The 22035-nt window shown below is 41.6% G+C and carries 30 protein-coding genes and 4 tRNA genes; 13 read left to right on the top strand and 21 right to left on the bottom strand.

What is annotated here, in order from left to right:
• From H5158_RS13200 to H5158_RS13100, 21 genes are all read right to left on the bottom strand, one after another.
• Entirely contained in the window at positions 1 to 300 is a 300-nt protein-coding gene (locus H5158_RS13200; RefSeq protein WP_182740196.1) for a hypothetical protein, read from the bottom strand.
• 33 nt (positions 301 to 333) lie between these two features.
• On the bottom strand, positions 334 to 660 hold the full coding sequence (locus H5158_RS13195; protein WP_064668437.1) for a DUF2730 family protein: 327 nt from the start codon (positions 658 to 660) through the stop codon (positions 334 to 336).
• 1 nt (position 661) lies between these two features.
• Positions 662 to 883 (bottom strand): TraR/DksA family transcriptional regulator, encoded by a 222-nt coding sequence (locus H5158_RS13190; RefSeq protein WP_182740195.1) that lies wholly within the window; start codon positions 881 to 883, stop codon positions 662 to 664.
• Positions 880 to 1326, bottom strand: coding sequence for a 3TM-type holin (locus tag H5158_RS13185; protein WP_182740194.1), 447 nt, complete (start codon positions 1324 to 1326; stop codon positions 880 to 882). Before H5158_RS13185 ends, H5158_RS13190 begins: the two co-directional genes overlap by 4 nt.
• Positions 1316 to 1597 carry a hypothetical protein gene (locus H5158_RS13180; RefSeq protein ID WP_182740193.1) on the bottom strand — a complete coding sequence of 94 codons (282 nt, stop codon included), beginning with the start codon at positions 1595 to 1597 and terminating at the stop codon, positions 1316 to 1318. The genes H5158_RS13185 and H5158_RS13180 overlap by 11 nt, the downstream gene beginning before the upstream one ends.
• On the bottom strand, positions 1587 to 1850 hold the full coding sequence (locus H5158_RS13175; RefSeq protein ID WP_182740192.1) for a hypothetical protein: 264 nt from the start codon (positions 1848 to 1850) through the stop codon (positions 1587 to 1589). The genes H5158_RS13180 and H5158_RS13175 overlap by 11 nt, the downstream gene beginning before the upstream one ends.
• Positions 1851 to 2438: a glycoside hydrolase family 108 protein gene (locus tag H5158_RS13170; RefSeq protein ID WP_182740191.1), complete on the bottom strand. Its 588-nt coding sequence runs from the start codon at positions 2436 to 2438 to the stop codon at positions 1851 to 1853. It lies immediately after the preceding gene.
• Positions 2439 to 2522: 84 nt separating this feature from the next.
• Complete coding sequence (locus H5158_RS13165; RefSeq protein WP_182740190.1) at positions 2523 to 3182, bottom strand: hypothetical protein; 660 nt, start codon at positions 3180 to 3182, stop codon at positions 2523 to 2525.
• Positions 3179 to 3589 carry a hypothetical protein gene (locus tag H5158_RS13160; protein WP_182740189.1) on the bottom strand — a complete coding sequence of 137 codons (411 nt, stop codon included), beginning with the start codon at positions 3587 to 3589 and terminating at the stop codon, positions 3179 to 3181. Before H5158_RS13160 ends, H5158_RS13165 begins: the two co-directional genes overlap by 4 nt.
• Entirely contained in the window at positions 3576 to 4703 is a 1128-nt protein-coding gene (locus H5158_RS13155) for a hypothetical protein (protein WP_182740188.1), read from the bottom strand. The genes H5158_RS13160 and H5158_RS13155 overlap by 14 nt, the downstream gene beginning before the upstream one ends.
• A gap of 56 nt (positions 4704 to 4759) precedes the next feature.
• Complete coding sequence (locus tag H5158_RS13150) at positions 4760 to 5185, bottom strand: Mor transcription activator family protein (protein ID WP_182740187.1); 426 nt, start codon at positions 5183 to 5185, stop codon at positions 4760 to 4762.
• Complete coding sequence (locus tag H5158_RS13145; RefSeq protein ID WP_182740186.1) at positions 5178 to 5645, bottom strand: gp16 family protein; 468 nt, start codon at positions 5643 to 5645, stop codon at positions 5178 to 5180. Before H5158_RS13145 ends, H5158_RS13150 begins: the two co-directional genes overlap by 8 nt.
• On the bottom strand, positions 5638 to 5829 hold the full coding sequence (locus H5158_RS13140; protein WP_064668447.1) for a hypothetical protein: 192 nt from the start codon (positions 5827 to 5829) through the stop codon (positions 5638 to 5640). The genes H5158_RS13145 and H5158_RS13140 overlap by 8 nt, the downstream gene beginning before the upstream one ends.
• A gap of 89 nt (positions 5830 to 5918) precedes the next feature.
• Positions 5919 to 6104: a hypothetical protein gene (locus H5158_RS13135; RefSeq protein WP_182740185.1), complete on the bottom strand. Its 186-nt coding sequence runs from the start codon at positions 6102 to 6104 to the stop codon at positions 5919 to 5921.
• 12 nt (positions 6105 to 6116) lie between these two features.
• Positions 6117 to 6719 (bottom strand): DUF3164 family protein, encoded by a 603-nt coding sequence (locus H5158_RS13130; protein ID WP_182740184.1) that lies wholly within the window; start codon positions 6717 to 6719, stop codon positions 6117 to 6119.
• 6 nt (positions 6720 to 6725) lie between these two features.
• Positions 6726 to 6932 (bottom strand): hypothetical protein, encoded by a 207-nt coding sequence (locus H5158_RS13125; RefSeq protein WP_182740183.1) that lies wholly within the window; start codon positions 6930 to 6932, stop codon positions 6726 to 6728.
• A 2-nt stretch (positions 6933 to 6934) separates the two neighbouring features.
• Entirely contained in the window at positions 6935 to 7264 is a 330-nt protein-coding gene (locus tag H5158_RS13120; RefSeq protein WP_016707848.1) for a helix-turn-helix transcriptional regulator, read from the bottom strand.
• Positions 7251 to 7853 carry a hypothetical protein gene (locus H5158_RS13115; protein ID WP_182740182.1) on the bottom strand — a complete coding sequence of 201 codons (603 nt, stop codon included), beginning with the start codon at positions 7851 to 7853 and terminating at the stop codon, positions 7251 to 7253. Before H5158_RS13115 ends, H5158_RS13120 begins: the two co-directional genes overlap by 14 nt.
• A 10-nt stretch (positions 7854 to 7863) precedes the next feature.
• Positions 7864 to 8571 carry an AAA family ATPase gene (locus H5158_RS13110; RefSeq protein WP_016707850.1) on the bottom strand — a complete coding sequence of 236 codons (708 nt, stop codon included), beginning with the start codon at positions 8569 to 8571 and terminating at the stop codon, positions 7864 to 7866.
• 11 nt (positions 8572 to 8582) lie between these two features.
• On the bottom strand, positions 8583 to 10793 hold the full coding sequence (locus H5158_RS13105) for a Mu transposase C-terminal domain-containing protein (RefSeq protein ID WP_182740181.1): 2211 nt from the start codon (positions 10791 to 10793) through the stop codon (positions 8583 to 8585).
• The gene (locus H5158_RS13100; protein ID WP_016707852.1) at positions 10793 to 11062 is read right to left on the bottom strand and encodes a helix-turn-helix domain-containing protein; all 270 of its coding nucleotides are present in this window, start codon (positions 11060 to 11062) and stop codon (positions 10793 to 10795) included. Before H5158_RS13100 ends, H5158_RS13105 begins: the two co-directional genes overlap by 1 nt.
• Before the next feature lie 288 nt (positions 11063 to 11350).
• Here H5158_RS13100 and H5158_RS13095 point away from each other — a divergent pair, with 288 nt between their 5' ends.
• The 13 genes from H5158_RS13095 to nth all read left to right on the top strand — a co-directional run.
• Positions 11351 to 11959, top strand: coding sequence for a helix-turn-helix domain-containing protein (locus tag H5158_RS13095; RefSeq protein WP_182740180.1), 609 nt, complete (start codon positions 11351 to 11353; stop codon positions 11957 to 11959).
• Positions 11960 to 12676: 717 nt separating this feature from the next.
• A tRNA-Asn gene (locus tag H5158_RS13090) sits at positions 12677 to 12753 on the top strand.
• Between the two features lie 21 nt (positions 12754 to 12774).
• Positions 12775 to 12851 (top strand) — tRNA-Asn (locus tag H5158_RS13085).
• Between the two features lie 23 nt (positions 12852 to 12874).
• Positions 12875 to 12951 (top strand) — tRNA-Asn (locus tag H5158_RS13080).
• A gap of 27 nt (positions 12952 to 12978) precedes the next feature.
• Positions 12979 to 13055, top strand: a tRNA-Asn gene (locus H5158_RS13075).
• Positions 13056 to 13205: 150 nt separating this feature from the next.
• Positions 13206 to 15149, top strand: a complete 1944-nt coding sequence (locus H5158_RS13070; protein WP_182740179.1) for an EAL domain-containing protein — start codon at positions 13206 to 13208, stop codon at positions 15147 to 15149.
• 249 nt (positions 15150 to 15398) lie between these two features.
• Positions 15399 to 15980 carry an electron transport complex subunit RsxA gene (gene rsxA / locus H5158_RS13065; protein ID WP_145240727.1) on the top strand — a complete coding sequence of 194 codons (582 nt, stop codon included), beginning with the start codon at positions 15399 to 15401 and terminating at the stop codon, positions 15978 to 15980.
• 1 nt (position 15981) lies between these two features.
• The gene (gene rsxB, locus H5158_RS13060; RefSeq protein WP_145240725.1) at positions 15982 to 16536 is read left to right on the top strand and encodes an electron transport complex subunit RsxB; all 555 of its coding nucleotides are present in this window, start codon (positions 15982 to 15984) and stop codon (positions 16534 to 16536) included.
• Between the two features lie 9 nt (positions 16537 to 16545).
• Positions 16546 to 19086, top strand: coding sequence for an electron transport complex subunit RsxC (rsxC, locus tag H5158_RS13055; RefSeq protein WP_182740178.1), 2541 nt, complete (start codon positions 16546 to 16548; stop codon positions 19084 to 19086).
• A complete protein-coding gene (gene rsxD, locus H5158_RS13050) occupies positions 19086 to 20144 on the top strand; it encodes an electron transport complex subunit RsxD (protein WP_145240721.1) in 1059 nt (352 codons plus the stop codon). Before rsxC ends, rsxD begins: the two co-directional genes overlap by 1 nt.
• Positions 20141 to 20776, top strand: coding sequence for an electron transport complex subunit RsxG (gene rsxG / locus H5158_RS13045; RefSeq protein ID WP_145240719.1), 636 nt, complete (start codon positions 20141 to 20143; stop codon positions 20774 to 20776). The genes rsxD and rsxG overlap by 4 nt, the downstream gene beginning before the upstream one ends.
• Positions 20773 to 21471 carry an electron transport complex subunit E gene (locus H5158_RS13040; RefSeq protein ID WP_145240717.1) on the top strand — a complete coding sequence of 233 codons (699 nt, stop codon included), beginning with the start codon at positions 20773 to 20775 and terminating at the stop codon, positions 21469 to 21471. Before rsxG ends, H5158_RS13040 begins: the two co-directional genes overlap by 4 nt.
• Before the next feature lie 37 nt (positions 21472 to 21508).
• Positions 21509 to 22035: endonuclease III (gene nth / locus H5158_RS13035; protein ID WP_182740177.1), on the top strand; the 527-nt coding region annotated here is incomplete at its 3' end.

The following is a 22035-nucleotide window of genomic DNA, read 5'->3' as shown; positions in this document are numbered from 1 at the left end:
TTACCCCCGAGGCCCTGGGCGTTTAATGCCAGGAACAACACTTGTACCCTCAGCTACGTCTATGCCTGATTGCGTAATACGGGCAACCCATGTGTTTTCTGTGAGTTTATCGAGTGTTATATAGCCGTTTTGCTCTAACCAATTAAGTAAGGTTTTAAGCTGATCACGACTACAACCCAACGCATAGCGCTGTAGCACATCGGCTAACATACTGCTGTTTGCACCGTAATCGGCGGATTCTTTAAGGGCGATTAAAATGCTAATTCGTTGATGTTCGGCTTGAACTTGTAACATTGCCATGATGGTTTTTTCCTGTAGTAAATTATTGTTGGCTTAGCTATCGCTGCTGCGCGCGCCTCTAAGTTCGTTTTCCATTAGTAGATCAGTTAGGCGTTTTAGGTCGGTTAGCTGGGGATTTAAGCCGTCAATTTTGCCGCTGACTTCGATCAAGCGTTTATCTAGCTCGTGTAGATCTTCTGAGTTGGGCAAGTCTTCGATGGTTTTCTCGACAGCGCTTAAACGGGTTTCTAACGCTTTTGAAATATCTTCATGTGCTTTCTTAGTAACAAAGGTACTGCGCAGCCAAGCCAATGCAGCGGCCCCAACTATGGCAATACCTACCGTTAAAATGGCTTTGTACCACTCCAAAATAAAATCCATGCTAAGCCCTGTAATGCTGTTGTTGTATTTCAATAAGTGATTGGCACTCAACACAGGTACTACAGTTTTTAACCGCTTTACGCCGTGCTGCGGGTATGTCAATGCCGCACTCTTGGCAGTGCATAAACTCTGCACCTGGTTTGTTTGATTTTTCTCGATGCATGGATAGCGCAGCATCTAGCAGGTGTTGTTCTATTTTTTGCGCATCGTCAAATTTGCTCAATTTGGTTTCCTTACTTTTTCAATTACGTTTTTAATGCCTTGCTTAACGCCCGGTGCAGCTTTTTCAACGGTGCGGCCAATTACATAACCACCAATACCTAGTTGCAGTAAGTCCCATGCTTGCTCAGATAAGCGAAACGCCAGCACACCAAAGGAATCAAGGCAAATCAAAATCAAAAAAGTCAGCATGGTAATAGGCCGCCAATTACGCTGTAACCAGCTTTCGCCTTTGGCCTCGGCTGTAATGATTTGCGATTGCGCCTCTAGCACTTTGCCTTGTAGTTCTACAATTTTGCCCTCAAGCTCTAGTACTTGGCTTTGCGCTGTGTTCTCGATGCGCTTGAGTTCGTTGGTAATGGTTTGGCGCTCTTCGTCGCTGGTAAAGAGGTTGTCAATCAACTTGGTGACTGGCTCGACCACGTTAAACCAGTTGCTAATTGCCATTTTCACTCTCCTTGAAAAGCCGGTGCTGGCGCTTGCGCTCTTTTTTAATTGCGGCCTGCAAGGCGTGCCACACTTGTTTAGCTTTGGGATTGCTGTTTAACATGTTGTTGGTAAATGATTCAGGGTGTTGTGAGTCGTATTTTTTACCAGTGGCCTCTTCGTAGCTTGGCTTAACTACATGCTGCTCTATTTCACTAAACACTAAGGTAAGCGCTAGCTCTTTAATAACGGTATTTTGCGCTGTAGTAAGCGGCTTTACTTTAGCGACCATTGGATTCTCCAAAACGTTTTTTTAATCGTTCACGGGCTTTTTTAAAACTTTGTTGGCCGTCTACTCTTAGCTGTATGTCGATGGCTCTGACTGATTGCCAACCCTTGTTAAAGTGGCTTTGCATAGTGCCGCAGTGGCTGTGTAGTGGTATTTTGCGTGGGTCAAATGGCATGTTATGCATACGTGCATCAACTTCTAATTCCATGCGTTTCTCGCGGCCTTTTTGATATGACCAATCCCAATTGCTGCCCATTTAATACACCTCTAACAGCTGTTTAACAGCGTATTCAGAGGTGTGAGCAAGGCGGTTATACCAGCCCTCTAGGTTTGGTTTCTGACTTGGATCGTTTGCACAAATACGGGCGTACTTACGGCCACGGTTTACGCTGAGCAATACGGTTAAGCTAAGTGCTGGGCGCTCTACGATAGCGGCTAGGGTTTTTGGCCCCATGCGGCTATCTGGTTTTGAGTTTACTAGTCGCTGGGTGAGCATGGTCATGGCGGGTGCGCCGTGCTGCACTGCACCATCAAGCAGCATAAAATCAACACCTGCGGGAACTTGCTCGCAGTACATAGCGCGCCAATAGTCACGATGATAAAGGCGTACAGCATGGGCAAGGGTTAGGTTTTTAATGTCAAGGTTTAGGTATGCGCGCTGGCTAATGCCGTACTTTGTAAGACCGCCACGGTCTGAGGCTAGATCGTTTAAACCGCCGTCACTGCGTAAACCGCCCTCTAAATACAAAATAGTTAATATGCACTGGGCAAATTTAAGCGAGTACGGGGCAAGCGCTGCTTGTATTTCTGGCGATTGTTTAAAGTAGTTTAGAGTTGGGAGCATACCGAAAAACCTTGTTGTTTTTCGGTATTGTGGTTAGTTAACCCGTATTAATGGCCGTGCGGGGTTTCGGGAATAAATAATGTCTTACTTATTTTTTTTTGCATTTTTATCAATAGGTTTGTAGTAAACATTAATTGGAATATGTCTAACAGTGTAATCGTTAGAACTGCCAGTGTGCTCATGCGTTGATATAAAACAATCTTTATTTTGAGGACAAACTTTGGTTTTTATACTTCTGGATTTATAAAAAGGGTCATCAATCAGCATATTTTCCCATTTTGTTACAACCTTGGAAGTGTTCCCTGTTTTATTAATAATTATAACTGCACCATGGTTTTGTTTATAATTACCGGAGCTATACCTATCAGATAATTGCTTAAAGCCCTCTAACAAATCATCATACTTTCTATGAACTTTAGATTCACCAAGCCATTGATAGCCATATTGTTTGTCATTAACTATAATATCTGGATGACCTTTATTGAAGGTATCATGTCCTGCATCATAACCGATCATGTTTAGGTAGTTTGCAATCTCTAAATTATACCTATCTTCTTCATCTTTTTGCCTCATTGAAGCTGATGTTACAATGCTCCTGGCAATATAATCATCTATATCGATATATAAACGAGTAATCCAATCTTCGTAATTTGATCTAGAGCAAAGTCTTGAAGGAAAGCCTGCTAATGTTGGAACATGACTTTCCAGTTTTATGAGTTCTGACAGTGTCATCTCGGGGGTCATATATCAGCTTCCTCAACAGCGTAGTTAGAAAGCTTAAAATAGATATATATATGGTCACGAACGTCAGAAATTAACTCACCTGAATCAGGTACCTCTATTTCATTATATTTTATTGCTGATTTTGTGTTTTCTTCGTCTAAATCAATACAATAATCTTCAAAAATATATTCGAAGTGCATTGTTAATAAGGGCACCCTTGCCCCACAAAAATATTGGGAAAGTCTAGTTATATCAACTGTTGAGACATCACATGCGTAGTACTTTCCAAGTAAAGAATAAGTTAAATGAACATCTTTATTTATTTGCTTAGCGAAGAGTGAACTTAAAAAGTTTTGGGCACACATCTTCAAACTAGAATTCTTCCAGTCAGATTGTACTAAACTTTGTAAGTACTCATATGTATTCATTATTTAACTTTTTCAGAATTTGAAAAAAAATATCTTGGTCATATTTCAAAACCGAAGATGACATAATCGCATAAAATAACTCCCCTCCGCCTTTTCTACTTAGTTCAGCTAAAGTTGCATTTAATGATAATTCGACTTCTGTATGTTCAGAATTATCCTTTTTGTCATCTTTTTTAAGACTAGAATCCCATCTGATTGAAATTTTATATGGTTGTAAATCCTCACAATTATCTCTACCACCAATATGGAAACTTCCAGTTCTAACGTCACTCCCTTTTTGCTTATTTCTATTTCTTTCATTATGAACATAGCCTTCATCCGTACAGAAAGTCAGCTCACAAACTCTGTAATTATCTGATGTGTACAATCTTTCTATGAGAGGATAAAAATTTAAAGGCTTTCGGAAAGCATTAGATCTACTTAACCCATGTATTTTAACAAAAGAATTTTTAACAGCGCTAAATGCATGGTCAAGTTCCTTTTGACCTGAAATAAGATCACTATCCAATCTGATATCAACTGTATTATCCATATAATTGATACACACAATATCTATATACTGTTTTAACTTTTCTTCGAAAACGGTAACTTTTTTATATTGCTTTAAAAATTCAGCAACCTCATTCTGTTCGTTATCTAAATATTCTTTAGGGACAATTTCTTTCTTTTCAGTTATTGAGCGAATCGTTGAGAAGTAAAAATAAGTTTTTTCACCTTTTATCTCAAAGTGGATTAATTCTACATCACTAACGTCACTGATTAAATCTTCAGGTATGAGGTAAGGGAAGTGCTCTCGAGCTAACTTATAAGAATCACCTTCAACATTGAAAGGATCATCAACCAGCGTATGGGTTAAAACAAAATCATCCGGTAAGGTAAATATTTGTACAGTTTTTTGTCCACCAGTTAGAACTTCCAAATAATAGTTTTTGAATGTATCTATAAATTTAAGTGCTTCTACGTCTTTACTTAAAAACTCTTTAAACTTTTCAACAGTGTTAATTGAGCCTCGGTGAACCTTATAGTCATACTTTTTCAGAAGAGCTTTAAGTTGCTCCCAATGCATTTTTTTACTCAACGATTCGAGTAAAGCTAAAGCTTGTTTAACTGCCATATCCCTTCCAGCATTTTTATTTTTGTATACATAACTATAACTGTAAATCCCTCAATTTAAAATAAACTTCTTTGCCTCCTTTGTACTTCAACACTTCGCTGTTGCTGAATTACCTCAGCAACACGCCTCTGTGTTATACCAAACTTAATAGCTAAGCTTTCCATGTTATAGCCGTTAAACTCTTGCCATATTTGAATATCGCGCAGCGCTGCTTTTAAGCGTTGGTCTGTTGGTATGTATACATCGCGGCCACCAAAGTAATGGCCTATTGCCAAGGTGATTGCCTCCCCCACTATGCGCGGCTCATTAATTTTAGCTTTAGTAAGCTCAGCCTCAATTAGTAATGCTAGAGATTGTAAGTTGCTAGGCCAGCGCTTACGAACGGCTGCGGCATCATCAGGTGATAGCTGAGTAAGACAATGTTGCAGCTCTTCAACACTACTACCAAATAGCTCTGTTTGCTGCTCTGTATGATTAGTCATTATTACCTCGCTGTTGCTCTTTTCGTAATTCGCGCTGGTGCCATTTTTTAAGTGACTCTAGCACCTGTATAGCTTGCTGCTGGGTTAAAAAGTGGGTGTGGTAACTTACGTTTGCCCCCACTTTGGCACGGTTAAGTATGCGGTTTACGTAGCTGTCTAGTGCGGTTTCTGAGCCATCACGCACAAAACCCTGTTTATGCATGTTGATCCAAATAGCGCGGATTTTGTTTATTTCGCCATGTTGCTTTGGTGATGATTTAGGGCTTAAACGGCGTTTAGCCTTGGTTTTAAACCCTGCTTTTTTAAAGTGTTCTAACACTTGATTTAACTCTGACCAGCTCATTTGGCTGCATGAACGCTTGCCCGCTGAGCCAAAAAGTGCAGCGCGGTAGGTGTCATCATCTAGCCCTAGTTGGCTTTTTGCTATGTGAATTAGCTGTATAAGTTTTTGCTTAGTCATGGCGTTTAAACTCTTCTAGCTGCTCGCGTAAGCTTAAATAGCTTTGGCAAATATCTGCGCCTTCTTGCTGTGTAAACACGCTGCTATCAATTGCAAATGTGTGTGATAGCTCTAAAAACTTAACCAGCGCGGCCAACTCTTTGAGTTGTAGGCTTGGCGTTACTTGTGTATTTGGGGTAGTCATAAAACCTCCTATGTTTGCTGTTTATCAAAGCTCTTGCTGATTGAAAAAGCTTTGATAAAAAGCCGCATCCATGCGCACTTTTTGGTTACTTAACTGGGTTGTGTTATGCCTTTTTGCACTGGTGGGTTGATGCCGACCAGCTGGCTTTGCACTACAAATGTGATGTTTTGAAATACAAAGTTGATATTTACTGGCTCTTTGCTTTTAGCTACGAGGGTTACAAGGCTTTGTAAATCGCTATGTTCATTTACTTGAATTGTTGGTGTAACTTCCATGATTTCTCCCCTTTACAGCTTTGCTATATCAAGTGATATTGCGCGCTCTTGCTCGCCTACGGTTTCGTAAAAACGAATAAAGCGGGTTGAGTCTATGACTTGAATTGCATCGGCTATGATGTCCATTGCACGCTGCCATTTACCGCTGTCGTCGGTGATTTTAAGGCGGCGCAACCCCAGTACTTTTTGCACGCTGACTTTGCCTTTTTTATCGGTGGCAAAGGTTTGCTCAATAATGAGCTTTAGGTTTTCGTTAGCGTTTGCGCTCCATTCGTTTAGGCATTCGTCTATTAACTCTTTTGCTATTAGCAGCTCTGGGCCAAGCTCGATGCTCTCTTGTACTTGCAGGGTGATTTTTTGCTTGTGATCAAAACTGCGTAGCGTGACGTTGCCCTTTTTACCGCCCATTTCTACTGCATACTCTTGGGCTAGTAAGCCCATGAATGCGTCAAACTCGCTCATTTGCTGCTTTTTAAATTCAGCAAGGGCTTGGCTTTGCTCTTTAGCTTTGACAATGGCTGACTGCACAAACTCATGGCGAATAATATCGGCTGGGCGAATGCCTTTAAGAGGCACTTGATGGCCTTTATGATTAACTAAAAAATCTTGTGGCATGGTGGTTTATCCTTCTATAAACATGATGATTTGGCCGTGTAGTTTTGCTGGGCGAACTTGGCGCGTTTGCCCGTTTTTGGTTTCGGTTATTACTGGTAAATGTGCTGGGGCTTTGCCTGCCACTTCGATGATGTGGCGGCTAAAGCCTTTATGTGAGCTGATAACTCGCAGCCCTCTTTTTTGCAGTTCTATTAATGTGTCGCGTAGTTCCATGGTTATTTACTCTCGCAAATTTTTGAGTGAGGGCAGCCATTACGACACGCCCTATAAAGTGCAACACGTACATGATTGGTTGCTGCAAACTTTTTAGCCTGGTGCTCTAGGCATACGTTGATTGGGATCACATCAAGGATTGGGCAATCAACAGTGCTTGCCATAAAAACACCCTCGACACGTTGCTGAATGACTTTGGTGTTTGCCTTGTATTTACCGTTTATTACTTGGCTTACAGTTGCTTTACTCACCCCTAGTTTTTGAGCTACGAGGCGCATCCCTTGCGCTTTTGTTTCATCAGCAAGTACTTGCAACCAGTTAGTTGTAGTCATGCGCCTCTCCTAAGGTAACGGGAGCTATTTGTACTGTTTTGCGCTTTACTTCTTTGAACTTAACGAGCTTGTTTGTATTGGCATCAAACACGCCTTTAGTTTTGGGAATTGGCCGTTTAGGCCCGGTATTTTTTAGCATGCGGTAAATAGTTGTCTCCCCAGCTCGCTCTATTAAGGAGCCTGAACGCGGGGCATTTTTTACAACAAATATGTACCCTACTTTTTTAAGTATTGAGATATATGAGCGAGCTGATGACAACGACACATTAGCGGTACTTGCCACTTGGCCTGCATCAAACTCGTTTAGGATGCGCATTGATTGCCACATGCGTTGTCTCCCTGAATTTTTATTAGTTACACCACTTTTTACAGGCTGTTCAAACGGGCTATAACTGGCATTTAAAATGCTGTAGTAAATGTCGTCATGATCAGCATGTTCAGCAATCGCGTTTGCTGCGACTAAGCGCTTTGCAAAGGCTTTTAAGCTATCTAATGTGGTGTGTTCGATTGCGTCGCGCACTTGTTGCAATGAAAACCGTTTTAGGATTTTCATTGCTTGCCATGCGTCTTGTAATTTTTGGCGGCTCACTGGTTTTCCCCTACGCTTTTTTAAGGAAAAATTCTTTTGAGCCCCACTGTTGCAGGTCGATACTTGTTAAGCCGTTAGCAAGTGCGAATGCCTCTATTTTTGATAGGCCAGTGATGATGCGGCGTACTTCGCCGTCAGTATCACTAAGTAGCTGTTTGAGTAAATCATCTTGAATAGTTAAAACAGGCTCGATTACTGCGTTAACGATGATTTGTAAGTCTTCAAACTGGGTTGGCTTGAACTCTAACCATTCTGAAATACGGTTATAGAATTGACGATGACGCTGTAATTTACGGCGTACTGATTCCATGCCAATTAATACTACTGGGCAGTAGGTTAGGTCGTGAATGTCTCGCACGATTTCTAGGGTGTTTTTGTCGTTTAATAGGTAGTCGGCTTCATCAATAAATAAAGTGCGATTAGAGATAGCCATGTGCTCAATGATGTAATTAAGCATGGCTTCACGGGTATAAATATCAGGGCCGCTTAACTCTTTAACTATTTGGCGCAGTAATTGGGTTAAACTCATGCCTGATGTAGCGCGGATATAGATACCATCGCAGCGGTTTACCAACCATGCAGTAGCGGTAGTTTTACCTAAGCCTGGATCACCGTAAATTAAGCCGATGCCTGGCACGCCATGCGCGCGCTGAGTTAGTGCTTCAACCATCATTTGAGTGGCTACTACGTTACTTACGATCGCTATTTTAGTTTTCATGGTTTATTCCTTTACTGTTTATGCAATTGAGTTAGTGCAGCAGGTGCTGCGTTCATTTCTGTTAATAGGTCATCTAGTCGTGCTGATAAGGCACGGTTTTGCTGCTCCCACGTATTCAGCCAAAGCGCATCTACATCACTTAATTGGTTATTTAAGCGCTGCTTTTTGTGGTACATGGCTTTGTCTTGTGGGTTATTAAATAACGGTACTGGGTTGATATTTGCCGCCGCTGTTTCATCACTTAACTGCTTACGGCGTCTCTCAAACTCGCTTAGCTGTTCGTCGCTGTAGGTTGTAACAGGCTTGCTATCAAGTGCTTTAATTGCTGATTGAGTTATTACATTAGTGTGTTCAACACTTTGTTTAGGCAGTGTTGCTAATGCTTTATTTTGCTCGCTGTAATGGGTGAGTACTTCATTTGCTATATCTGATACATTTACTGATTTAGCGGTCTTTTTAAGCTCTTTTAGCTTGCGTGATGTTTCGGCTGCTTGGCTGCGTTTTGCATGGTGTGCAACGTCTTGGCGTGTCATACCTGCTGATTGAATTTCGTGGTCTACTGCGACACAAATAAACTCGTTATTCATGCGATTAAATACGTATATACGGCCTACGTTTTTAGGGTCCCATTTACATAGCACTTCGCTACCTACGATTGCGCCAAGCTCTGGCGCAATATAGAAACCGCCACTTAGCTTGATACCTTCTTTACCAACTGTGCGTAAACCTCTATTTGATGGCACAGGTTGCAGCATTACGTCGAGTAGGCGCTCATCTTTGATCACTTTGATTTGGTCGCGACTTGCTGCGAATAAATCAAATGGTGTTTTGTTGCCTATGTTGCTGTGTGGCTTGTGGTGGTAACGGTTGTCTATCCAGTTATCTACAAACTCTTGCAGCTGCTGGGCTGTCATGTTGATTTCGATTGCTGATTTATCGCCGCCCTGCTTTGCTAATAAGCGCTGTGCAAAGGTTTTGCGCGCTTCGATTTCTTGACGTTCTGATACGTTATGGCCGATATAGCCTGTTAGTAGCTCCGCTAAATCATGCGAAAAGGTTTTGAAAAAGCGCTCGATATATGGCTTTTCTTCACCGCTAAATGGCCGTGTTGTTTCGTGCTTTATATCGAGTGCATCAAACACACTAGTAATTTGAATTGATGTGTAGTCTTTGCCGTTATCAGTACGAGCAATTTCAGGGATACCCCAATCAAGTATGGCTTTACGGATAACTAAACAAATACCGGTACTGTCGCTGGTTGGGTGGATCACAACTTTAGAACGGCGTGTAAATACGTCGATAATGCCGATTAACGAGTGACGGCCATCAACGAGCATTACGTCAGACGGGGTTGAATCGAACTCCCATAACTGATTAATACGTTTAATGTTTTCGTCCATTTTACCCATGGCGCTCATATACTTGTTTTTCCAAGCATCAGGGTTTGCCATTTTGGTATAAAGCGCGCTGTTGTCACGCTTCCAACGTGTTAGCCATTCACGGATTGTGGTTTCTGCTGGGATTGCTTTGCCCTGGCTGTAAAAACGAGCTATTAGCCCCTCTTTTACTTGGGTGGCTTTTACGTGCGGGTATTGGTAAATCATAGCGATGCAAAAATCACTAAGCTCTGGATCAGAGTCGATGATTGATTTGCCTGAGCGCTTAATTTTTACAGCAAGCCCTGCTATGCCTTTTTGATCTATCGTTTTTTGCCAGCGTAATAAGGTAATACGCGAAACGGATGGGATTAAGCTTTTGTGCTCTGCTGGTATATCTAACAAGCCTTGATTATAGCGCTCACTAAATAGATCAAACCCTAAAACTTTAGGTAGACTGTTCGCACTTACAAACTCTTTTGCTGCGTTTAATAAATAGATTTTCGCACTTGCTTTGGGTGGGATATTCTCAAGCCCTGCGAGTTGCTTTAAGTTTTGATGCTTAAGTTCTGTTGTTAGTTGTTGGTTTAAACGATCACTTTGCTCATTCACAGCAAGGTATCCTTTGCCACTTTGAGCTGCTGGCGATTGATTATCTTGAATCATTGCTTGTTGCACTTGCACACGAATATGTGCAGGAAGTTCAACAAGTGCATACTTGCGAACTTTTCCGCCTCGGCCTTTTACTTCTGTATAGGGCCATGCCTCAGCCTTAGCTTTTAATTGAATACTGCGCTTACTTACTAACAAGAATGCAGCTATCTGGTGAGCTGTTAATAGTTCCATTATTCAACCCTCATTAATTTACGGCGGCCTGCTTTACGATTTGGTTTACCATCAACTCCATAGCGTTCAGGCCATATTTCAAAGGCGCTGACGCCAATTACTTCGGCAATTATTTTTTCAACTACGGGGTAAGGCCGATGTAAAGCGGTTTGCACAGCGTTTGATGTATAGCCACGACTAAATGAAAGTTGACGACAAGACCAACCCTCAACTTCTAAGGCTGCCTTTATTTCTGTTACCGTCCAACCTGGACGATTTGCATGTTCCATTTTATGCACCCTTTCGTGTGTATTTTGTATTCATGCACACAAATATATACACGCAAAATTGTGCATACAAGTATTATTTGCACACATTTGAGTGCATCGCAATTAAGGCATTGATTTATATGTGAAATTAATTTTTTAGTTTTTTGCTTGGCTGGATCGCGCTTCGCGCTTTGAAGTGCGAAGAGATCGCACTTTGAAGAAAAGCTGATTTTCAATTTTTATTTTGTATGCACTCGCTTGTGTGATTAAATACTGTTATGTCCACGATCATAACTATTGATAAAGTTAATGCCTGCATTCAATGAGTACTTAAAAACGTTAAGAGAACGTAAGTTCTTAGATATCGGAACGGTAGCCGAACGAACTGGCGTGCATAGAAACACTCAATCAAAATATGAGGATAGTCGCGATCCCCCTTTCGATTATTTAGTGGAGTTTTCAGCTTTAGTTGGTGAGCCATTTATCAATGTTTTATTAAAACGCCTGGATGATTCTAAAGCTTCACCAAATGCAATTGATCGTGCGTTAGACTCTTTAACACCAACGCCTGTGGCCCATACTCAGAGCCAACTGAGTGACGAAAATCATACTGATAAGTTACAAGTTCAACTAAGTGAAGAGTCACACACGCTTATTCCAGCAGGTGCATTAGTTTCTATAGATACTAGCAATAAAACTATTGATGCTGATTCGATTTATGGGTTTTTAAACCCAATGAATGGTGGTTATTTTGCTGCCAAGTTAAAGCTTACAAATTCTAAGCTTCATTTGTTGTTTGATCACCCTACTCGTAAAGACTTGAGCTTTGCAATTGAAGGTGGTGAAACCGAATCTCATTACATTCTAAAAACACTCGGTTTATTAGGAAAAGTTGTGAAAGCTGAGCTTAGCTTTTAATTTATCAATGAACGCCGTTTTTATCACGGTTTCGTACTTTTATTTATCATTAATTCGCGGTTTGTCTTTTCGCGCTTTATTTTTATAAAACAGCGCTTAAACCCTTATTTATCCCGCGTTTTCCCATCTATTCTTATCTATTCCCTAGTTATCATTTAGCTCTGTTAGTTACAATAGCTCATAAAACATACTTAACCCCTGTACCAATGACCTGTCACATTTATTTAAACGCCCATTCAATATGAAAAAATAAATATAACTAAATGAAATAAAACAATATATATATATTTCCTTGCTATTCTCATGGGTATTAAGTCGCTAAACTAAGGGTTCAGATCTGTATGTCATTTTTTTCTCGGCATTTTTCGTTAACGACTAATTAAATGCATAAGTAAATTTAATTATTGCGAATTTGCGCTTTTATTAGCTAACGTTAAAAAAGTACATTTCATAAATTTATTCGTACAAAACTAGATAAATGATCACTTTTATAATTTGTCTGGCGGTTAACTTGTTTGTTTTTTAGTCGTTGAAAACCGAGATTTTATCACGCGTCTCGATTTACACGGCTTAAATGAAGAGAAAAAAAGCCACAAAACAGCCAGATCGAACATAAAAACATCGAACAGACTGCTTTTTTTTGTTTATCCGGTTTTATGTGTTGACACTTTGCAGCGCGGTCATTAATATTTCGCCCCGTTGAAAGGCACATACGCTTCCCCCTTAGCTCAGTTGGTTAGAGCGACGGACTGTTAATCCGCAGGTCCCCCGTTCGAGTCGGGGAGGGGGAGCCAGTCTTTTCAGCCATAAACGATTCCCCCTTAGCTCAGTTGGTTAGAGCGACGGACTGTTAATCCGCAGGTCCCCCGTTCGAGTCGGGGAGGGGGAGCCAAGTTTATGTAATATGATTATTGTTCCCCCTTAGCTCAGTTGGTTAGAGCGACGGACTGTTAATCCGCAGGTCCCCCGTTCGAGTCGGGGAGGGGGAGCCAAATCATATAAAATTTAAGTATTGTAGTTCCCCCTTAGCTCAGTTGGTTAGAGCGACGGACTGTTAATCCGCAGGTCCCCCGTTCGAGTCGGGGAGGGGGAGCCAACTTAAAGAATCAATTAGACTTTCCTAAACAATTCCACTACTCTACTACAATCAAAATATTTCTTTTTAATACACATTTAATAAGTGTAAAATAATTTGATTAATCAAGGATCTGATTCCTTCCCTTTGATCTACTAAAAAGAATAAGACATGGCTGGTTTCAAAAAACTCATATTTATTCAATTAATAACTTGGCTGTTGTTTGCAAGTATTGGTGGCTATTTTGTTGCGTCAGCGTTTGACAACGCAGTAAGCGATGCACAACATAAAACGCAATCAGTGGTAAACAACTATATTAGTAAACATTCTATTGTCGATATAGCACCAGATCAACTTCAGCAAGTGCTTGCTGACGGTAATACTTTTTCTTCATTTATTTTGCGTGATCAGCAAGGTAAAGAACTTATGAATATTACATCCCCTACTTCATTACCAGCCATTGCGCAATTAGTTAACACCAGCTTTAACTCTATCCGTCCTCAATTTGCTGTTAATCAAGCGTCTGATATCAAAGTTGAATTTACTATTAATGCCAATAACCTTGGGTTGATACTCCAACAAGCGTTATTTGTTGTTATTTTAGTGTCAGGTTTAATGGCAATTATCCCCATTGTGTTTATGAAAACCATGTTTAGTAAGTTAAATAGAAATATAAGCATGACAGTGGCTGAAGTAATTGATGTTTATATCAATCAAAATCAAGTCAACAACGGTCTTGAAACAGCAATTAATAGCAGCAAAATAAAACAACTGGGCGTTGACCTAGTGCCTAGCTTTAATCGCCTGTCGCACTTTTTACAAAGTAAGCATGATGATATTCAAAATGCCGCACATTCTATCAAGCAAGAAGCTTATAAAGATGTAGTCACTGAACTTGGCAACCGTAATATGTTTGTTGAATATTATGAGAAGTACATTGAAAGCAGTGAAAAAAGCACCTTTGGCTCTTTGGCAATGGTTCGTTGTAGTGAATTACAAGCAATCAACCAAACTCGTGGTTACCAAAAAGGTGACGAGTATGTCAAAGCTGTGGCTGATATTATTAAACATATCAGCGGCACATATACAGGCAGTAAAGTTTTTCGTTTGAATAGCTCAGATTTCGCGATTGTGCTGCCTAACACTCCTCTAAAGGAATCTGAACGTTTTGGTGATAACTTACAATCTCGATTTACTCAATATCAGCAAAACCAAGAATTAAGCTCAGTAGCAAATACTGGGATCGTCGCTTATGAAAAAGGCAAACCCTTAGGTGAGCTACTTTCGATAGTAGACAATGCTATGAGCATGGCCCAATCAAAACAAGCTAACGCCTGGCATATACAACGCGAAACTGATTTAGTTAATAATGTAAGTGCAGGATTTGGCAATCAAAACTGGCGTAAAGTGATTAATGAAGTCATTGAAGCTGAGCGTGTACATTTGGTAATGCAAAACATTATGCCAATTGGTAAAAGCATGAAGGCCTACGCTGAAATTCAAGTGCGCTTTAAAACAACAGAAAACCAAGTATTGCCTACCGCTTCATTTTTAGCTATGGCTGAAAAGCTTGATATGGCGATGGAAATTGATCAGTTAATCATTAATTCATCACTGGAAAAAATTAAGAGCCGTAATTTCTCTGAAAAATTCTTTGGTTTGAATGTTACCGCCTCAAGCGCACACAATGATCAGTTCGTAATTTGGCTAGAGCGACGTTTATTAAAAGACACAAATATTGCCTCAAAACTGGTATTCGAAGTGAGTGAATTTGGCTTACAGCAAAATATTAAAGCCAGTAAACGCTTTATAGATATGATCCACCGTGTTGGTGCTCGGATCACGGTAGAACGATTTGGTGTTGGTTTAACCTCGTTTAAGTTTTTCCGCGATTTAAAACCTGACTTTATCAAAATGGATGCAAGCTATACTCGCGGCCTTGAAGAAGATAAAAATAACCAATACTTTATGCGTTTAATGGTCGACCTCGCGCATCGAATTGGTGTTAGTGTTTTTGCTGAGGGTGTTGAAAGCCAAGAAGAAAAACACATTATTGAAACTTTATGTCTTGATGGTGTGCAAGGTTATTACATCGAAAAGCCAAAAGATATTTAATCAATCTAAAGGGTGCTTTGAGCACCTTTTTAGTTTTCTAGTAGTTTATTTCCCCCTCCCCTGATCTGCTTTATCATTCCAAATGTCAGTAACTAGGTTAATGAACAGTTAATCTTTATTTATCATGCTATAAATTTCTAAATGCAATTCACTATCATTATTAAATGAGCCGTTTATTTACCTTCTACGTGTTGTTAAACAGCCAATAAAAAAGGATAATGTCGGCGTTTATTATAGCTTGAGGCGAACATGACAGAATATGTATTGCTGTTGATCGGCACAGTACTGGTTAATAACTTTGTGTTAGTACAATTTTTAGGTCTATGCCCGTTTATGGGGGTATCTGGCAAACTGGATACAGCTATAGGCATGTCACTTGCGACCACTTTTGTGTTAACACTTGCCTCTGTAACAAGCTATCTAGTTAATCAATATATTTTGATCCCACTTGATATCACGTATTTACGTACTCTAAGCTTTATTCTTGTGATTGCGGTGGTGGTTCAGTTTACCGAAATGGTAGTCAGAAAAACCAGCCCAACGCTGTATCGCTTACTCGGTATATTTTTACCTTTGATCACCACAAACTGTGCGGTCTTAGGTGTTGCGTTACTAAATGTCAAAGAGGATCATACGTTTTTACAATCTGCAGTATATGGCTTTGGGGCTGCTGTTGGTTTTTCTATGGTACTGGTTTTATTTGCAGCTCTTCGTGAACGCTTAACCGCTGCTGACGTACCTACCCCCTTTAAAGGCGCATCGATTGCGATGATCACCGCAGGCTTAATGTCGATGGCCTTTATGGGCTTTACAGGATTAGTGAAGTTTTAACATGACCTTGTTTTATGCCTTGATTGCGCTGGGAACCCTAGCACTCATTTTTGGTTTGATCTTAGGATTTGCTGCTGTGCGCTATCGAGTGCAAAGTAATCCGATTGTTGAACAGATCGATACTATATTACCGCAAACACAGTGCGGCCAGTGTGGCTATCCGGGTTGTCGCCCTTATGCAGAAGCCATCGCCAATGGCGATGAAATTAATAAATGCCCACCAGGTGGCGATGCGACAGTAAAAAAATTAGCTGACTTAATGGGTGTTGAAGCTAAACCCCTTGCCGGTGGCGAACAAGCTGAACCGATAAAAACCGTTGCCTATATACGTGAAGATGAATGTATTGGTTGTACCAAATGTATTCAAGCTTGTCCTGTCGATGCCATTGTTGGTGCCACGCGCCAAATGCATACTGTTTTAATTGATGAATGTACGGGTTGTGACTTATGTGTTGAACCTTGTCCTGTTGACTGTATTGATATGCTGCCTGTAGAAACCACTAAGCAAACGTGGAAATGGCAACTAGATGCAATTCCAGTAACACAGATTGATTAAGGGCTCCCTATGGAAAAGCTAATCGCACAGATAAAACAAGGTAAAGTGTGGCCGTTTCCAGGTGGCATTCATCCACCGGGACAAAAAACAATTTCCAACAGTCAAGCAATCGCCCGTTTACCTTTGCCTGACAAACTCGTTGTGCCATTAAAACAACATATTGGTGCTAACGGTCAACTGATCGTCGAAAAAGGCCAACAGGTACTTAAAGGGCAAGCACTTACAAAGCCTGTTGCGAATTGGTCGGTGCCAATACACGCCCCGACTTCTGGTACTATTACTGATATTTGCCAAATGCCGTCTGCGCATCCATCGGCATTGCCTGAATTGTGTGTAATTATTGAGCCCGATGGCCAAGATAGCTGGTGTGCGTTAGCACCGGTGACAACACCAAGCCAGCTTTCTCACGAGCAACTTATCGATATTATTCATGACCGTGGTATTGCCGGTATGGGCGGTGCAGGATTCCCAACTTATATTAAAGCAGATAGTCGCAAAGCAATTGAGTATTTTATTGTTAATGCAGTGGAATGTGAGCCCTATATTACTGCTGATGATGTACTAATGCGTGAGCATGCTGCAGGCATTATTGCTGGCATAGAGATCATGCAGCAATTGCTTACACCAACACTTACTATCGTTGGTATAGAAGATAACAAACCAGAGGCCATCGCAGCCATGCAGGCAGCGGCTGAGTATAATGACAAAATAATCATTCAAACAGTTCCTACTGTTTATCCTTCTGGTGGTGAAAAGCAATTAATTAAGCTACTTACCAATAAAGAAGTCCCTAGTGGGGGAATTCCAGCAGATATCGGTGTGTTAGTACAAAACGTCGGCACTTTATTTGCTGTTCATCAAGCTGTCTATGAAGGTAAGCCACTAATTGAACGTGTTATTACGGTAACAGGTAATACAATTCATAATCCGGGTAATGTATGGGCTTTATTAGGCACTGAAATAAAACATCTACTTGATTGCCAAGGCTTTTCACCAGTGCCACAGCAACGCGTTGTAATGGGCGGCCCTATGATGGGCTTTACTTTGCCAACGGTGCGTATCGGCGTGGTAAAAACCACTAACTGTATTTTAGCCCCAGATCATGATGAGCTGGCAGAGCCCGGCCCTGAAAAAGCCTGTATTCGTTGTAGTGCTTGTGCTGATGCCTGCCCTGCTTCACTGTTGCCTCAGCAATTACAATGGTTTGCTAAATCAAAAGAATACGACAAACTGAAAGAGCATAACCTGTTTGATTGTATTGAATGCGGTGCTTGCGCGTATGTGTGCCCAAGTGAAATTCCGCTGGTGCAGTATTACCGTGTGGCTAAAGTTGAAATAAAAGAACAGCAAGCTGAGCAAGTTAAAGCTGAACGTGCGAAAGAGCGCTTTGAACTTCGAAAACAACGCCTAGAGCGGGAGCAAGAAGCACGACAAAATCGCCATAAACGCAAACCAGCTGCTGAAAAATCGGCTGACGAAAAACAAAAAATTGCCGATGCTCTAGCACGCGTTAAAAACAAACCAGCAAAAGATGACGACAAATCAGCTGTGGCCGCTGCAATTGCTCGCGCCAAAGCTAAAAAACAAAATCAAGAAGCAACGCTTGAACCAGATAACAGTGACGTAGCATTAGAGCGCGCAGTGCGCAAAGAGCAAGCTCGCAAATACAAAGAGCAAAAAGCCGCAAGCAGTACAGCTGCTGATCCGGATGATAAAAAGTCAGCCGTGGCCGCTGCGATTGCCCGCGCTAAAGCGAAAAAAGCGGCGGCATCAGAAGATGAAAGCGATAACACGACTGCTGCACCTACTGATGATAAAAAAGCCGCTGTAGCCGCTGCAATTGCTCGTGCTAAAGCAAAAAAGGCAGCACAGGCTGAACCAGCAGCAAGCGTAGAAAACGACAACTCTGAAAGTGAAGTCGCTACAGCCTCACCTGCCGATGATAAAAAAGCCGCTGTCGCTGCTGCAATTGCCCGTGCAAAAGCGAAAAAGGCAGCACAAGCAGCAAGCGTAGAAAACGACAGTTCTGAAAGTGAAGTTACTTCAACCTCACCTGCCGATGATAAAAAAGCCGCTGTCGCTGCTGCTATTGCTCGTGCAAAAGCGAAAAAGGCAGCACAAGCAGCAAGCGTAGAAAACGACAGCTCTGAAAGTGAAATTACTACAGCCTCACCTGCCGATGATAAAAAAGCCGCTGTCGCTGCCGCCATTGCCCGCGCGAAAGCGAAAAAGGCTGCACAAGCAGCAAGCGTAGAAAACGACAATTCTGAAAGTGAAGTCGCTACAGCCTTACCTGCCGATGATAAAAAAGCCGCTGTCGCTGCCGCCATTGCCCGCGCGAAAGCGAAAAAGGCTGCAAAAGCTGAACAAGCAGCAAGCGTAGAAAACGACGATGCTGAAAATGAAACTTCGGCTACAGCGATAAACGAAGCTGAAATCGCTGAAGATAAACCAGAACAGACCGCACAAGATAAGAAAAAGGCCGCTGTTGCCGCAGCGATTGCCCGTGCAAAGGCTAAAAAATTACAACAAGAAGGAAGTGATAAGTAATGAAGCTAACTATGGCCAGTTCGCCGCATAGCCACAGTCATAAATCACTTAGCAGGTTGATGCAAACAGTGATCTTAGCCTGTATTCCTGGACTTATCGCACAACTGTATTTTTTTGGTACGGGTGTATTGATCCAGCTAATTTTAGCGTTAGTCACGGTTAGTATCAGTGAAGCCATTATTATGCTTATTCGCAAGCGCCCTGTATGGCCTGCGCTTGGAGATGGCAGTGCATGGCTTACTGCGGTCTTATTAGCATTAAGTATTCCGCCACTCGCCCCATGGTGGGTTATTGTGATCGGTAGCTTTTTTGCCATCGTCATTGTTAAACAGCTCTATGGTGGCCTTGGTTTCAATTTATTTAACCCTGCCATGGCTGCATACGTGTTATTGCTTATTTCGTTCCCTGTGCAAATGACCACTTGGATGCCAGTTAGTGACTTACTGGCAAACCCAATTAGTCTTACTCAACAGCTTAGCGTTATTTTTAATGGCTTTACCAGTGCAGGTTTTAGTGTTGATCAACTTAGAGTTGGGGTTGATGGCGTAACAATGGCCACACCTTTGGATACCATCAAGACTGATATCGCTCATGGTTTAACCGTATCTGAAAGCATGCAAGCCGCTATTTTTAATAGTTGGTTAGGACAAGGTTGGGGCTGGGTAAATCTTGGCTTTTTAATCGGTGGCTTATACCTTATTAAAGCCAAAGTTATAAATTGGCATATCCCAGTTGGTGTAATTGCATCAATTGCTGTGTGCAGCGCAATTGGTTATATCGCAGCACCTGGTACTGAGCCTGGTATGGTATTTCATTTATTTAGTGGCGCAACCATGTTAGGGGCCTTTTTCATAGCCACGGATCCGGTTTCGGCAGCTACCACTAATCGCGGCCGGTTAATTTACGGCGCATTGATTGGTTTATTAGTTTATTTGATTCGTACTTTTGGCGGTTACCCAGATGCCATGGCGTTTGCTGTGTTACTACTCAATATGGCCGTTCCACTGATAGACTATTACACTCAACCACGTACTTATGGCCATGGGGTGAATAAATGATTATTTCATCAATGACAAAAAATGGCGCTATTTTAGCCCTGTTTGCCCTGCTCACTACCGGCGCTGTTGGTATTATCCATAACCTCACGGCTGACAGTATTGCAGAGCAAGAGCGCAAACAACTTTCATTACAGCTGCAAGATGTACTCGCCCCTAATTTTTACGATAATACTCTTTATCAAGATTGTGCCATCATTGATGATCCACTACTTGGTAATAAACCACAAACCGTTTATCGTGCTCGCAAGGGTGGCCAACCTGTTGCTTTAGTAATGCGCCACGTGACGCCAAAAGGTTATAGCGGCGATATAAGTTTATTAACTGCCGTATTTGCAAACGGGGACGTTGCCGGAGTACGTGTTACTAAACACGAAGAAACGCCTGGTCTTGGTGATAAAGTAGAAATGAAAAAATCTCTTTGGATCACTTCATTTAAAGATAAAACTGTACTTGATGACGACGATACTCGCTGGGCAGTAAAAAAAGATGGCGGAGACTTTGATCAATTCACTGGCGCTACCATTACACCACGTGCCGTGGTTGGCTCAGTAAAACACGCTGTGTTATTCTCAAAAAACAATTTCGATGCGGTATTTAGTGCTGATAACGCATGCCAAGTAGGTGAGCCATGAGCCAATTAAAAGAACTGTTTAACGAAGGAATGTGGAAAAACAACCCTGCCCTCGTGCAATTACTCGGTTTGTGCCCACTACTGGCCGTCACATCAACGATAACCAATGCGATGGGCCTCGGTTTAGCCACTCTGCTGGTATTAGTTGGCTCGAACGTCACAATTTCTGCGGTGCGTAATTTCGTGCCAAAAGATATCCGCATTCCTGTATTTGTGATGTTTATCGCAGGCTTTGTAACCATAGTGCAGCTATTAATGAATGCCTATACGTTTGGCTTATATCAATCGCTAGGAATATTTATTCCACTGATAGTTACTAACTGCGCTATTATCGGCCGCGCTGAAGCGTATGCCTCTAAGAATCCGATTCATTTATCAGCGTTTGACGGTTTAATGATGGGCTCTGGCTTTATGGTAGTACTGGTTGTGCTTGGCGCAATGCGTGAGCTTATTGGCCAAGGTACCTTATTTGATGGCGCCGATTTACTACTGGGCCCATGGGCATCGGTTTTACGCATTGAAGTATTTAGTTTTGATAATCAATTTTTGCTCGCTATTTTACCACCCGGTGCATTTTTAGGTTTGGGCTTACTGATTGCTGCTAAAAATGTCATTGATGCGCAAATAAAAGCAAAACAAGTAGCACCACCAGTGGCCGAAAAAGGCCCACGAGCAAGGGTCACCAGTTTAACTTAAGGGGAAGCGCACAGTATTTACTGTGCGTTTAAGTTGCATGAATAAAGAAAAACGATACGAAATACTCTCTCGCTTGCGCGAGCAAAACCCACATCCAGAAACCGAGCTTGAATATTCAAGCCCGTTTGAACTGTTAGTTGCGGTAACGCTATCAGCACAAGCAACTGACGTTGGGGTAAATAAAGCCACCCGTAAGCTCTTTCCCGTCGCCAATACGCCGCAAGAAATTTTAGATTTAGGCCACGATAAACTTCGCGATTACATTAAAACCATCGGTTTGTTTAATTCTAAAGCTGCCAATGTGTACAAAATGTGCCAAATTTTAGTTGATAAGCACAACAGCGAAGTGCCTGAGAATCGTGAAGCCCTAGAAGCCCTACCCGGCGTTGGCCGTAAAACTGCCAATGTGGTACTCAACACCGCCTTCGGCTGGCCGACAATCGCGGTAGATACCCACATAGACCGCGTATCAAACCGCACTAAATTTGCTATGGGTAAGAACGTTGTTGAAGTAGAAAAAAAGCTATTAAAAGTTGTACCAGCAGAGTTTAAAGTAGATGTACA

This window comes from Pseudoalteromonas sp. SR45-6 (assembly GCF_014163545.1).
GTDB lineage: Bacteria > Pseudomonadota > Gammaproteobacteria > Enterobacterales > Alteromonadaceae > Pseudoalteromonas > Pseudoalteromonas rhizosphaerae.
Note: the sequence above shows the minus strand (reverse complement) of the source record. Positions and strands in the feature narration are given on the sequence as shown.

What these genes read in the sequence shown, in the direction of transcription:
- H5158_RS13165 (WP_182740190.1), bottom strand. Translation starts at nt 3,182, where the DNA reads ATGACCCCCGAGATGACACTGTCAGAACTCATAAAACTGGAAAGTCAT.
- H5158_RS13200 (WP_182740196.1), bottom strand. Translation starts at nt 300, where the DNA reads ATGGCAATGTTACAAGTTCAAGCCGAACATCAACGAATTAGCATTTTA.
- H5158_RS13155 (WP_182740188.1), bottom strand. Translation starts at nt 4,703, where the DNA reads ATGGCAGTTAAACAAGCTTTAGCTTTACTCGAATCGTTGAGTAAAAAA.
- H5158_RS13100 (WP_016707852.1), bottom strand. Translation starts at nt 11,062, where the DNA reads ATGGAACATGCAAATCGTCCAGGTTGGACGGTAACAGAAATAAAGGCA.
- H5158_RS13195 (WP_064668437.1), bottom strand. Translation starts at nt 660, where the DNA reads ATGGATTTTATTTTGGAGTGGTACAAAGCCATTTTAACGGTAGGTATT.
- H5158_RS13170 (WP_182740191.1), bottom strand. Translation starts at nt 2,438, where the DNA reads ATGCTCCCAACTCTAAACTACTTTAAACAATCGCCAGAAATACAAGCA.
- rsxG (WP_145240719.1), top strand. Translation starts at nt 20,141, where the DNA reads ATGATTATTTCATCAATGACAAAAAATGGCGCTATTTTAGCCCTGTTT.
- rsxA (WP_145240727.1), top strand. Translation starts at nt 15,399, where the DNA reads ATGACAGAATATGTATTGCTGTTGATCGGCACAGTACTGGTTAATAAC.
- H5158_RS13135 (WP_182740185.1), bottom strand. Translation starts at nt 6,104, where the DNA reads ATGGAAGTTACACCAACAATTCAAGTAAATGAACATAGCGATTTACAA.
- rsxB (WP_145240725.1), top strand. Translation starts at nt 15,982, where the DNA reads ATGACCTTGTTTTATGCCTTGATTGCGCTGGGAACCCTAGCACTCATT.
- H5158_RS13150 (WP_182740187.1), bottom strand. Translation starts at nt 5,185, where the DNA reads ATGACTAATCATACAGAGCAGCAAACAGAGCTATTTGGTAGTAGTGTT.
- H5158_RS13160 (WP_182740189.1), bottom strand. Translation starts at nt 3,589, where the DNA reads ATGAATACATATGAGTACTTACAAAGTTTAGTACAATCTGACTGGAAG.
- H5158_RS13095 (WP_182740180.1), top strand. Translation starts at nt 11,351, where the DNA reads ATGCCTGCATTCAATGAGTACTTAAAAACGTTAAGAGAACGTAAGTTC.
- H5158_RS13140 (WP_064668447.1), bottom strand. Translation starts at nt 5,829, where the DNA reads ATGACTACCCCAAATACACAAGTAACGCCAAGCCTACAACTCAAAGAG.
- H5158_RS13120 (WP_016707848.1), bottom strand. Translation starts at nt 7,264, where the DNA reads ATGACTACAACTAACTGGTTGCAAGTACTTGCTGATGAAACAAAAGCG.
- H5158_RS13040 (WP_145240717.1), top strand. Translation starts at nt 20,773, where the DNA reads ATGAGCCAATTAAAAGAACTGTTTAACGAAGGAATGTGGAAAAACAAC.
- rsxC (WP_182740178.1), top strand. Translation starts at nt 16,546, where the DNA reads ATGGAAAAGCTAATCGCACAGATAAAACAAGGTAAAGTGTGGCCGTTT.
- rsxD (WP_145240721.1), top strand. Translation starts at nt 19,086, where the DNA reads ATGAAGCTAACTATGGCCAGTTCGCCGCATAGCCACAGTCATAAATCA.
- H5158_RS13070 (WP_182740179.1), top strand. Translation starts at nt 13,206, where the DNA reads ATGGCTGGTTTCAAAAAACTCATATTTATTCAATTAATAACTTGGCTG.
- H5158_RS13180 (WP_182740193.1), bottom strand. Translation starts at nt 1,597, where the DNA reads ATGGTCGCTAAAGTAAAGCCGCTTACTACAGCGCAAAATACCGTTATT.
- H5158_RS13130 (WP_182740184.1), bottom strand. Translation starts at nt 6,719, where the DNA reads ATGCCACAAGATTTTTTAGTTAATCATAAAGGCCATCAAGTGCCTCTT.
- H5158_RS13185 (WP_182740194.1), bottom strand. Translation starts at nt 1,326, where the DNA reads ATGGCAATTAGCAACTGGTTTAACGTGGTCGAGCCAGTCACCAAGTTG.
- H5158_RS13175 (WP_182740192.1), bottom strand. Translation starts at nt 1,850, where the DNA reads ATGGGCAGCAATTGGGATTGGTCATATCAAAAAGGCCGCGAGAAACGC.
- H5158_RS13105 (WP_182740181.1), bottom strand. Translation starts at nt 10,793, where the DNA reads ATGGAACTATTAACAGCTCACCAGATAGCTGCATTCTTGTTAGTAAGT.
- H5158_RS13110 (WP_016707850.1), bottom strand. Translation starts at nt 8,571, where the DNA reads ATGAAAACTAAAATAGCGATCGTAAGTAACGTAGTAGCCACTCAAATG.
- H5158_RS13125 (WP_182740183.1), bottom strand. Translation starts at nt 6,932, where the DNA reads ATGGAACTACGCGACACATTAATAGAACTGCAAAAAAGAGGGCTGCGA.
- H5158_RS13145 (WP_182740186.1), bottom strand. Translation starts at nt 5,645, where the DNA reads ATGACTAAGCAAAAACTTATACAGCTAATTCACATAGCAAAAAGCCAA.